Annotated in this window: 9 protein-coding genes; 4 read left to right on the top strand and 5 right to left on the bottom strand. The window is 38.2% G+C overall.

Features of this window, described 5'->3' with window-relative positions; all coding sequences use genetic code 11:
• Nucleotides 1-295 precede the first annotated feature (295 nt).
• From JCM15074_RS13690 to JCM15074_RS13675, 4 genes are all read right to left on the bottom strand, one after another.
• Complete coding sequence (locus JCM15074_RS13690) at nucleotides 296-1,489, bottom strand: porin (RefSeq protein ID WP_025821707.1); 1,194 nt, start codon at nucleotides 1,487-1,489, stop codon at nucleotides 296-298.
• Between the two features lie 241 nt (nucleotides 1,490-1,730).
• Complete coding sequence (locus JCM15074_RS13685; RefSeq protein ID WP_025821706.1) at nucleotides 1,731-2,894, bottom strand: porin; 1,164 nt, start codon at nucleotides 2,892-2,894, stop codon at nucleotides 1,731-1,733.
• Between the two features lie 102 nt (nucleotides 2,895-2,996).
• Nucleotides 2,997-5,366, bottom strand: coding sequence for a DNA polymerase II (locus tag JCM15074_RS13680; RefSeq protein WP_025821705.1), 2,370 nt, complete (start codon nucleotides 5,364-5,366; stop codon nucleotides 2,997-2,999).
• A 22-nt stretch (nucleotides 5,367-5,388) separates the two neighbouring features.
• Nucleotides 5,389-6,000, bottom strand: a complete 612-nt coding sequence (locus JCM15074_RS13675; RefSeq protein ID WP_025821704.1) for a MarC family protein — start codon at nucleotides 5,998-6,000, stop codon at nucleotides 5,389-5,391.
• A 150-nt stretch (nucleotides 6,001-6,150) separates the two neighbouring features.
• On the opposite strand from JCM15074_RS13675, the gene dinG reads away from it, so the two are divergent.
• From dinG to JCM15074_RS13655, 4 genes are read left to right on the top strand one after another with little or no spacing between them, the layout of a single operon-like run.
• A complete protein-coding gene (gene dinG / locus JCM15074_RS13670; protein WP_025821703.1) occupies nucleotides 6,151-8,226 on the top strand; it encodes an ATP-dependent DNA helicase DinG in 2,076 nt (691 codons plus the stop codon).
• An 8-nt stretch (nucleotides 8,227-8,234) separates the two neighbouring features.
• The gene (locus tag JCM15074_RS13665) at nucleotides 8,235-9,005 is read left to right on the top strand and encodes a sulfite exporter TauE/SafE family protein (RefSeq protein ID WP_025821702.1); all 771 of its coding nucleotides are present in this window, start codon (nucleotides 8,235-8,237) and stop codon (nucleotides 9,003-9,005) included.
• Nucleotides 9,002-9,664 (top strand): primosomal replication protein, encoded by a 663-nt coding sequence (locus JCM15074_RS13660; protein WP_025821701.1) that lies wholly within the window; start codon nucleotides 9,002-9,004, stop codon nucleotides 9,662-9,664. Before JCM15074_RS13665 ends, JCM15074_RS13660 begins: the two co-directional genes overlap by 4 nt.
• 9 nt (nucleotides 9,665-9,673) lie before the next feature.
• Complete coding sequence (locus JCM15074_RS13655; protein ID WP_025821700.1) at nucleotides 9,674-10,369, top strand: DUF2057 domain-containing protein; 696 nt, start codon at nucleotides 9,674-9,676, stop codon at nucleotides 10,367-10,369.
• 65 nt (nucleotides 10,370-10,434) lie between these two features.
• On the opposite strand, the gene JCM15074_RS13650 is transcribed toward JCM15074_RS13655, so the two are convergent.
• Nucleotides 10,435-12,042: a BCCT family transporter gene (locus tag JCM15074_RS13650; RefSeq protein WP_025821699.1), complete on the bottom strand. Its 1,608-nt coding sequence runs from the start codon at nucleotides 12,040-12,042 to the stop codon at nucleotides 10,435-10,437.
• Nucleotides 12,043-12,429 lie beyond the last annotated feature (387 nt).

Raw genomic sequence — 12,429 nt, 5'->3', positions numbered from 1 at the left:
TTAATTACAAACTAGCAACAAATGAATCAGTTAGCATCAATAAAACACAAAGAAAACAAAGTTGCAACACCTGTATCAACAGTTAATCATATTTAGGTGCAACTAATATTGAACTTTTAAAGGAGTGATTTGTCTTGGGGTTTAGAATGATAATCTTTTAATGTGTAGTATTTTACACATTAAAAATAACCATTTTGATGTATCTTACAAGGTAAGTAGTTGAGAATTATTAGCGAATGCTTAATTTTATAAAGCAAAACCGAGGATTAACCTCGGTTTTGATATTTAGTCTATATTAGAATACGTACTGTAAACCTACAGCTACAGCATTTTCATCAGCTTGTTTCATTTGTTCTTTATTACCAACTGCATTGTCATAATTACTTAAGTCAAAACGTGCTTCTGAATAAAGTGTAATTGAAGAATCCCAAGCGTATTGTAAACCAGCAATCAATAATCGACGATTAAATTTCTCACCGTATTGATCCTGATAATGATGACTTGCATCAACTTGCTCATATGAAACAATTGGGCGAATGCCATTTTCAAATGTATATGAGGTAAATGCTGACACATCAGTGGCTTGAGGAATCAAACGGCCTATATTATCAACTTCATGGTTTTGGTTTTTATTCACACTTAATGAAGCAAATAGGCCTTTACTGAATGTACCGTATGTTGCATTCACACCATAGATATAATCAGTACCAGACATTGACTTAGTACCATTAATTTCAGTTGCGGTAATATCTGCACGGTTATAGCCCGCAGCGACAGTAACGTTATCCGTTACTTGATATTTAGCAGACAAACCAAATGAGTTATTGATTTCAACACGTACTTTCGGATCCGTTACTTTAGCAGTTTTAGGATTAACCATCTCTTGTAAAGATAAGTTAGTATCAACACTATCCTGCTTTAACTGGCCTTGTAAACCAATACTCAAATTTCCAAAAGTGTTACGATATTGAATTGCTTTATCAGCACGACCGGTACCATCAATACCACCGTCACCACCAAAAGTATAAGCGCCAGTTGCGCCGCCGCCCCAGTATTCAGTATTGTCAGTATTACCTACTACGTCATACCAAACACCCCACTGTTTACCTAACGTGATAGTACCGTATTTGTCATGAGATAAACCGACAAAACCTAAACGATTTGATAAAAACTCACTATCTTCAGTAGCCGTAATATTATTTTGACCACCATTTAAAGAGATATCTTGTTGGCCTGTAATATTAACGCCCCACTCTAATGTAGTAAACGCTTTCCAGCCATTAGTTAATTTATGTTGCGCATCGATGGTAATACGAGATGCGTTGTTTGCAATTGTTGATGTACCTGCGCCATTAACGCTTTGAGCCACTACGTTAGCTTGACCACCAATATTGATAGAATTGATATCGTCATGATAAACAGGAAGTGCGAATGCACTAGGCGCAACAAATAATGCTGCAATAGTAGATACTAATAATTTTTGTTTCATGTATCAAAAACCTCTTTCGGCAAACATAATCACACTTCCTGTGGAAATTGTCCTTGCTGCAAGATTATCAACACCGAAAGATACAAAATGATACACAGGTAACACTTTTAGCTCTGATTCATTAATTCTAATTCATACATTCGTTTATAAAAACAACACCCTTGCAGGTATTAACCTGCAAGGGTGAATTATTCAAATAATATGAAAGCATCTAAATGTCACTAACAGTTATTGTTTCCCTCTAAAAGTCGTATTCGATACCAAGTGCGATTGCATCAGCGTCAACAGCTTTTGATGCGGTTTCTTGCGAGCCGTCGAAATCACTATAATCTAAACGCCCCTCAATAAATAACAAGGTTGATTCATCCCATACATAATGTAATCCCACTATTGCTAGCTTTTTAACGAAGTCATCACCGTTATATAAAGCACTATAGCTATCATCTGCATCGACTACATCATAAGAAAAAATCGGACGTAACCCATTGTCAAATTGGTAATAAAACAGGGTTGAAAGTGCTTTTGATTCTGGAATAAGTCGACCAACATTATCTAACTCATGATATTGATTTTTATTAATGCTCGCGGCGGCATACCAACCATCATTGCCCCACTGCCCATAGGCAACGCCTATACCATAAATATAGTCTGTATCAGAAAAGTAGGTAACGCTACCAGTAGCAGCCTCAAACTCGGCATGATTAAAACCTGCAGTGACAGATAAGTTTTGATTAAATGCATAAGCGATAGACGCACCATATGAATCATTGAAATTGACTTCTGTTGCCGCGACGGGTTGATCATCAAATATATTTGTTTCGGTTTGAAATGAATCTTGCTTTAGCTGTGCCTGTAAGCCTATGCTTATTTGCCCAAATTGATTACGATAAACAATTGCTTTATCAGCCCGGCCGGTTCCATCTACACCACCATCACCATCATAGGTATAGGCACCTGTAGCTTCACCGCCCCAGACTTCTTCATTATCTGTTGGGCCAACAACGTCATACCAAACGCCCCATTGCTTACCTAATGTGAGCGAACCGTATGTATCATGACTAACCTGAATATAACCTTGTCGATTAGTTAAATAATCACTGTCTTCATCTGCTGCAATAATGCCATCAGCAATCGCGAGATTTGCTTTACCGACCACATTTATTGCCCATTCAAAAAATGCAGCTACTTGCCAGTCATCAGGAAGCTTATGAGTAAAGCCAAAATTTATTTTTGAAGTATTATCTTCAATGGTTGTCGTTCCTTGATGATCAACATTTTGTAAAATAACACTAACATCACCACCGATTGATACTGTGTTTTTGTCAGATTTATAAACCTCAATAGCATTAGCATTAAAGGCGCAAGCAAGCCCTATTGTTGATAATGCATAAATCATTTTTTTCATAACAAATTCCTTGATAACGAAACCTCATCAACACACCATAATTAGCATTAACTAAACATAGTCTTTGATATCAGAGTTCGCTAGCAAGAATGATAAAATCTATTAAAGAAGGAGTAATTGCGAATTACCATTAATTGAATGTTGTTGCTCTAACAATTTCAAAATAGGTTCATATATAGGTTTTAATTGTTTATCAATATAATGCTGATAATCAATAGTACTAGTTTGAACCGCTAATGCTTGGACTCCTGCAAGTGTGTATACATACTTAATATGGGTACCCGAACGTAAATATTCTCGATTACCCGTTTGTTCATAAAGTTGCCAAGCAGCTTTTACATGTGGTGTCGCTTTCACCTTATAATGTTCAATAGGACGTCTTAACCTCTTACTGAACACTAATTGTGAATCGAGCTCTTTAGCCCATAACTGGGCTAACACCTGTTCAATGACATCAACTACCGATTGTTGCTTAAATAAGGCCTCAAATAATTGATACTGTAAATTTCGAGCAAGGGGCGTCCAATCACTACGTACCTGCTCCATACCTTTAAACACTAAATTAAGTTGACCATTTTCATTTGAATAAGCCCCAACGTATCTTTTTTTAGAACCTTGTGAAGAGCCTCTTAAAGTAGGCATATAAAACTGAGAATAGTGACGCTCATATTCTAATTCTAGAAAACTCTCCAAGTTATATTCTGTTTTAATATGCTGCTGCCAACACAAATTAATATGCTCAACGATAGAATTCGCTAATTGATCAATGTCGATATCTTGTATTTGTTCGAGCCAAACAAATGTTGAATCAGTATCGCCATAGATAACTTTATAGCCTAACTGTTCAATCCAATAACGAGTCATTTTCATAATTTCGTGACCACGCATCGTAATTGAACTGGCTAACCTTGCATCATGAAAGACACAGCCAGATGAACCGAGTACTCCATATAATGAGTTCATTATAATCTTTATTGCTTGAGATAACGGGCCATTATCTCCGCTCTTTGCTTGTTCACGCTTAAGGGCCAGTTTCGTGACTAAATCTGGAAGTATAGGCTGATTACGGTCAAACCTTGCACCAAGAAAGCCAGTAACAATTTGTTCATCAATCAAACAATCTCCGGTAATCAACCCTTTCGGATCAATTAAAAAAGTACGAATGATTGAGGGATAAAGACTCTTAAAATCCAACACTAAAATATTGTTATATAAACCAGGGATTGAATCCATAACATAGCCACCGGGGCTTTCATGTATAAAATTCTTCGTTAGATTGGGGGCTATAAATCCAGCTCGATGTAAATGCGGTAGATAAAGTCGGTTAAATGCTTCAACAGATGCGCCTACGCGACCTAATTCTAGTCCAGTTAATTGAGCTCTTACTTGGGCAAAGGCCAATAAATCCGTTTGTTTAAAAATATCCCAAACCAATCGACAATCCGTGAGATTATAAAAAGCTAATTGGGCTTTATCATTTAAATATAAATCAACTATTTCTTGCTGCCGATTAGCCACATTTTCAATCGCTTTACCTTCATTTAATAATTGCTTAGCGACAAAATCTAACGAAAAATACTCAAATTGATAAAATGCAGCCTTGAGCCAATCAATGCCATCTAAAACTACTCGTCCGGCTAAGTCCAAGGTTTCAGGTCTAAATTTATTTTCAACTTTCCACTTCAGTAAACGACCGTTGCGCCCTAAAGCAAGTGGAAAACGGTATTGTTCAGCTCGTTTATATAGCAGTGCCAAATCAAAATTGACCACAGCCCAACCAATAATGACATCGGGATCATATTGTTCAAACCAAGCAACTAACCCTTTTAACAAGGCTAATTCATCATTAAACCAAATAATATCGGTATCACAAGCAGGTTCAGGCTCCCCTACCATGAGTACAGTTTGTTGCGACTCGCTATATAAACCAATAGAGTACAAAGACTGATCACGACTACATTCTATATCTAATGACACAACGGAGAGTTCAATATTGAGTTCTGCTGCTTTGGCTTTTTGCGCGACAAATATTTGAGTATGATTAATCGTGCACCAATTCCCCAAAAATGTGGCATCTAATGCAATAAATCGCTCCGTTAAATAACGTTGCTGCGGTTTAACTTCAGTTTCAAATAACTCAATATCAGCTTCGGCAGCACGTTTAATGAGTTGCCGAAAGGTACTGGTATGGCTGCAATATATCGCAACGACGCTATGTAGATTAAATGATTTAAGCCCAACATCACGAATTAAAATATTAAGATACCAGCTTCTTACCATGGCTAAATCCGTAACATGGCAAAAACAGATATGTTGCTGTTGCGGTATTTCGACAAGAGCATTGCCATGAGTGGTCGCCACATAATATTGAAACACTAAACCATCACGCTCTTGTCGATAATGTCTTGATAAAATTCGGCCAGAAATTTGCTCAAGCTGTTTTAAATCAGATATTTTCTGGTTACCACTCATACTACAAACTCAAATTTTTCCGTTAATGAAACACAGTTGTTGCACCATCTATGACCATCTGGCAGCCAATAACAGCAAGAATTAACCCCATCAATCGAGTCACAATATTTAAGCCATTATCACCAATAATCCTGATAATATTCGGGCCAAAAATAAAACAAAACCAAGTGATGATACATAAACAAGCAAACATAGCGACAGTAATAATCGGCATATACCAGCCACTTTCAGCCGCAAAATTCATTGATGTCGCAATGGTTCCCGGACCAGCCAAAAGCGGAACGGCAAGGGGAGAAATAGCAATATCACCAGAGTTTGCATCGTCGTCAGCCTCATGCATTTTAGAACTTTCGCCATGCAACATTTGATAACCAATCATAAATACTAAAATACCGCCTGCAATCCGCAGTGCAGGTAAAGTAATACCAAACAAATGAAAAATCATATTCCCCAGCAATGCAAACACCAATACGATCATAAACGAGGTAAACAGTGCCTTGTATGCAGTTTGTCGACGGCGCAGATCAGGCATGTTAGCCGTTAAGCCAACGAAAACTGCAGTATTTGCTACTGGATTCATAATGGCAAAATAGCCTAAAAATACCGTAATCGCATGTTGAAGAATTTCAGTCATATCGTTACCTTCCTTTGTTTGTTAATTTAGGCGTCGCCGTCCTACTCAATACCAGAAAAATCATAAGCGAATATTTATGATCAACTTCAGTTCCGTCAGACTAACATACCTGTTATTATGTACAGCAGTTTTTTATTACTTTTTCTATGCATGCTGACAGATAACGTTAAAACTCAAATTCGTACTATTTATAAGAATATTGCTGCGGCATTACCTAACTTTCGTTCACGTCGTGAGCAAAATTATATGGTCGCAGAGATATCTAAAACTTTAGCCGGCGAATATGATAAGCATAGACGTATTATTGTCGTCGAAGCAGGCACTGGTATTGGTAAATCACTCTCCTATATTTTAGGTGCAATTCCACTTGCCTTAGCATCGAAAAAGAAAGTCATTATCGCAACTGCAACCGTTGCCCTGCAGGAACAGTTATTACATCAAGATCTGCCCTTTTTTCTGCAACATTCAGCATTAGACTTCAAATTTGGCCTAGTTAAAGGGCGCCAGCGTTATGTGTGCCTTTCAAAACTTGAAATTTTAATTGGCAGCCAACAAGATTCAAGCCAAATGGCGATGTGGCAAACTAAGCCAGATAATACCCAAATTGAACTATTAAAAACCCTATACGATGATTTTCATCATGGTCGTTGGAATGGTGAATTAGACACACTAAAAGAACCTATTCCTGATTTTTTATGGCAACAGATATGTTGTGATAAACACTCGTGCCATAAACAGCTCGCTAATCATCGTCATTGCCCCTTTCATCACGCCCGTGATGAGCTGGATACATGGGATGTATTAATTGTTAACCACAGCCTATTATTTGCAGATTTAGAGCTCGGTGGCGGTATTATTTTACCAGAACCTGAAGATTCATTTTATGTCATTGACGAAGCTCATCACCTACCGATAGTCGCCAGAGACTTTTCCAGTGCGCAAGCAACATTACGCGGTGCTATAGGTTGGTTAGAAGCGATGGTTAAAACCTGTAATAAATTACAGCAGCAGATAAAATCAACCATGGTGGTAGGCCCAGTACAAGCCATGATAGATCACATTGGTGATGTAACGGGTCAACTTGAACAGGTCGCTCACTTTTGTGATACCCAACCCAAACTGTTTGCAAATCCAGAAAACCGTTGTCGATTTGAGCATGGAAAACTGCCCGATGTGCTTAGGCTACCAGCTCAAAACTTAGCGACAGCAACTAATGCGGCAGTCAAACAGTTTAATAAAGTCTCAGCCATTTTAGCTGAAGCAATAAAAGATGGTGATATCCCTAAACACCAAGCTGAACTATTAATGTCAGAAACAGGCTTTATGCTACAACGCTTAGAAAATCTACAAAAATTGTGGAAAATGATGGCCAAGGAAGATAACGCTAAAGGCGCGCCAACCGCAAGATGGATTGAGATGATAACGGGCAAACAGGTTGATTACCTATTCAGTGCCTCGCCAATTGAAGTTGGCTTTATGCTAGAAAAAATGCTGTGGGAAAAAGCCGCCGGAGTCGTATTATGCAGTGCCACTTTACGAGCATTAAATAAATTCGATCACTTTACCCATCAAGTGGGACTATCACTCAACGATGGTAGCCGTTACCTTGCGCTACAATCACCATTTGATTACGCAAATAATGCGACATTATTTTTGCCTAAAATGAGCACAGAGCCGACTGATGATGAATACACGGCCGAGCTCGCTAAAAAAATAATTGAACTGATCGAAGGTGAAACAGCTACATTGGTATTATTTGCATCATATTGGCAAATGGAAAAAGTAGCCGATTTAGTTGAAGGCAAATTAGCGGTCAAACCACTCATTCAGGGGACAGCCTCAAGACAGCAAATTCTTGAAGAACACAAAAAGCGCTGTGATGCGCACCAAGACAGTATTATTTTCGGTACAGGGAGTTTCTCTGAAGGTCTCGATTTACCAGGAGACTACTTAACCAACTTAATCGTCACTAAACTGCCCTTTGCTGTACCAACGTCACCCGTTGAGCAAGCCCATGCAGAGTATATAAAAATTAAAGGCGGCAATCCTTTTTTACAACTTACCATCCCAGATGCTTCACGTAAGTTAATCCAAAGTTGTGGCCGTTTGCTGCGAAAAGAGCAAGATTATGGCAGAGTAACCATTTTGGATCGACGCTTAGTCAGTAAACGATATGGTAAGTCATTGCTTGATGCATTACCGCCATTTCGCCGTGTTATTGAATAGAGGCCAAATTGGAATTTTTGCTTGAACCAAATCACTGGCTATTATTAGCCTCTATCGGTTTTATTGCAGGCTTTATTGATGCGATTGTCGGCGGTGGCGGCTTGCTATCAATTCCGACATTGTTGACATTGGGATTACCACCTCATATAGCTTTAGGCACCAATAAATTAGCCGCTTGCTTTGGATCATTTATATCAACGCTAACCTATTATAGGCAGCGACTATTTTTACCGAAATTTTGGTTTCAAACTCTATTTGCATCAATTATTGGTGGCATGCTCGGCAGTTCCTTAGTTTATCTTATTGATAATCGCTGGCTAGATAAAATTCTGCCAATTATTATTATTGCGATTGCTATTTACACCTTATGCGCACCAACGGCAATTGCAGATCATAAGCAGCCACCAAACACAGCACCATCAATAAAAAAACAGTGGTTACAAGGTTTACCACTTGGCTTTTATGATGGTTTTGCAGGGCCAGGAATTGGCGCATTTTGGACATTAACCAGCAGTAAATTACATAAGTTACCTTTACTGCATAGCTGCGCTCATGCTCGAGCAATGACCTTAGCCAGCAATATTAGTGCATTAACTGTATTTTTAGTACTTGGACAAGTCGATATAAGTATTGGTCTTGCCATGGGATTTTGTATGATGCTAGGTTCATATTTAGGAGCACGTTCCGCAATCAAGTTTGGATCACCTTTTATTAAACCAATATTTATTACTATTGTTATCTGTATTGCACTTAATTTAGCTTGGGGAGCGTGGTTTTGAATACCAATCAGTTATTACTGAAATTAAAAAATCAACTTGCTCAGCTTGAACAAGAAGTTCTATTACATGATAAGAACTTAGATAATCGACAACAAAAATTGATCCAAGATATCCATCGTTTCAATCAAGAGCTTTTTGTACAAACAGGCGCAAAGTTATGGCCATGTATTGAACAATTACAAAAAGATATTCAACAATTAGAGATGGTAATGGGTAAATCCCAATCGCAAATGACCATCATAACCCGTTGTCAACGGATTCAAGATCGCTTCTTAGCCATCAAACGAGCACTCAATACCACCAACATTAATTTGAAAAGTGCCGAACAACAAAAATTCAGTAATCGGATCCGGGCGATTAAACGTCAACAACAAAGTCACTCTGAAAGTGGCTTTGGTTGGATAGCCCAAAGCGTAATGCAAAATAGCCATCAATTATATGAAGAGTTGAATAAACATCTGAGTTGGGCAACAAAATTTGAGCAAAAAATAGAAGAATTACAATTAAAACTCGATAGCTGTCATACTGATGACAAAATTAAACTGCAACATGATATTCTTGCCATGCATCGTCGGCTTGGTAAATGTAGACAAGCCATCAGTTATATTGAAGAACGAATCTCGACCTTTGAAAGGCCGCATTATAGTTATAAACGCTAAGGAGCAACAATGAAACGCTTTCTTCCAGCCACCGCGCTATTTGCCTTAATGGCTTCAGGTTCTGCTATGGCGGCCGAATTAACCATTCCAATGTCATTTGAATATTTAGCCGTTGACGGTAAGCCAATTGCAACCAATAGCTTCAAACATCTTAGCGATATTGATTTAAATAACGGCACCCATAAAATTGCAATTCGTTATAGCGATATGATTGAAGATGATTTTAGTGATAGCCAAACATTTGTAAAATCAAAACCATTTATTATTACCTTAGCGGTTGATGGTGATTATCAATACAAATTAGAGCCAGCTACAGGTTCAATCAAACAACCGAAACAATTTGCCAAAGCACCACAAGTAAAAATTACTCGTTCAGATAATGGCCAAGTTAACTACAAAATAATGCAAACCAATATTGAAGAACAAGGCTTTATGTCAAAGCTATTCGGTACTGATAATGCTCAAACTGCATCAACAATTACAGCTTCAACCTCTGCTGGCGTAAGTGCAGCAGCCGTAGTGGCCAAAGCAGAACAGAAAGACATTGACCCGATTACGGCGGCAACAAGTGAGCCGGTATATCAAGCCCAACAAGCTCCGGTACAAAGCGCGGAACATGCCCAACAAATGCTGCAATATTGGTGGTTACAAGCTGATGAACAAACTCGTAAAGAATTTATGAGCTGGGCGATCAAACAGCTATAACCTCCTTACAAATGAAAACGCCACATAACGTGGCGTTTTTATGTAATTAAATCAACAACTCATCATTAATTACCATGCTCAGTTTCACCCGTAAGTCCTTTGCGATGAACTGTCGGAATAACCCCCTCTTGTCTTAATGACCTAACTAAGCCCCACATCATAAAGATCATAATCACAGAGAATGGTAATGCCGCGGTAATTGAAGCCATCTGCAATGCTTTTAAACCACCAACCATTAACAGAATTGCAGCTAAAGCACCTTCACTTAAGCCCCAAAATACACGGTGCGCCGTTGGTGGGTTTTCATGTCCCATTGATAAAATGGTCGTCACCACCAAAGTACCCGAATCCGATGAAGTGATAAAGTATGTCGCAATCAACAATGTGACTAAAAATGATGCTATGGTGCCAAATAAACCTGCATCTAATTTATCAAGAGTTGTATATAACGCCATCGTCACATCAGATTTAACCGCGTCGACGATACCCGCTTGCCCCACTGCGGCAACCATCTCTCCAGCTTGATTGGTCACATGATGGAATAATTCAATATAAATTGCTGTACTACCAAATAGCGTTAACCAAATAAAGCCTAGCAATGTTGGTACAACAAGTACGCCCAACACAAACTCTCTAATGGTACGGCCTCTTGAAATACGCGCAATAAACATACCTACAAATGGTGCCCATGCAATCCACCAGCCCCAATAAAAGGCTGTCCACCATGTTTGCCATTTTGTATTATCATTCGCATCTGTCCAAGTACTTAATGACAATACATGCCCTAAATAGTCACCTGTATTTTGTAGTAAACTACCTAACAAATAACGCGTTGGACCAAATACCAATAAAAATGCCAAAATAGCTAACGTCAACCACATGTTGACTTCAGATAAAATCCTTACCCCTTTACCCACGCCAGAAACCACCGAAATAGTCGCAATTGAAGAGATAAATAAGATCAATAGCATTTGATTGGTTACCGAAACTTCCATACCAAATAGTACATTTAATCCGGTATTCATCTGGGTAACCCCCAGACCAAGCGATGTTGCAACACCAAACACAGTACCAAATACGGCCAAAATATCGACAGAATGACCTATCGGACCATAAATTTTATCGCCAATAATAGGATAAAGAGATGAACGAATAGTTAAAGGCAGTTTTTTACGATAACTAAAGTAAGCTAATGATAAGCCCACAATCACATAAATTGCCCAGGGATGTAATCCCCAATGGAAAAAAGTAAGTCGCATTGCGACTTGGGCAGCCTCAGGTGTTAAACCTTCGGTGACAAATGGATTGCTTTGAAAATGAAAAATAGGCTCCGCAATTGACCAAAAGACTAAGCCAATTCCCATACCCGCACTAAATAACATGGCAAACCATGAAAAATAGCTAAATTCAGGACGGGAGTCATCATCTCCTAGCCGCAAATTACCATAGCGACTACTTGCAAGCCATATACAGAAAAATAAAAATACGGCAACAATGCCAATGTAATACCATTTTAAATATTCTAAAATCCAACCTGAAATTGCATTAAAAACATCTGCAGTGCCTTCGGCAAAAAATACTCCAGCTAATACAAATAATATAATTATTGCTTTAGAAACCACAGTGGTTGTAGGGTGCATCCCCTTCAGCCACCCCTCTTTTGATGTATGCATAAACCCGCCTTTTCATCATTTTATTAAAATGGCAGTTCAAGACTCATCAATTAAATACTACTAGTAAATATGCACTATTTACTTACTACAAATAACCAACTCATTTTTGTATGACATAATATGCCATTATATTATAAGAGTTCCCGTGTCCCACTTTATCGAGAAAAACTCACACTTGAACAGTCCCAATTTCTTGTTTTACTTATTCAAAATCGATAAGTAATTTATTATTAATACTCAGATATATGTAACAAAACTATCTCTAGACGACACTAAGCTAACTTGAGCCGACTGTTAATTTTAATATATAAATCTTCGCTCAACTATTAAACCTACACTATGCGACTAACTTTTGAAATAACAACTAATTATAATTTTTATTATCGC

The sequence above is a fragment of the Shewanella marina JCM 15074 genome, from assembly GCF_000614975.1.
Lineage (GTDB): Bacteria > Pseudomonadota > Gammaproteobacteria > Enterobacterales > Shewanellaceae > Shewanella > Shewanella marina.
Note: the sequence above shows the minus strand (reverse complement) of the source record. Positions and strands in the feature narration are given on the sequence as shown.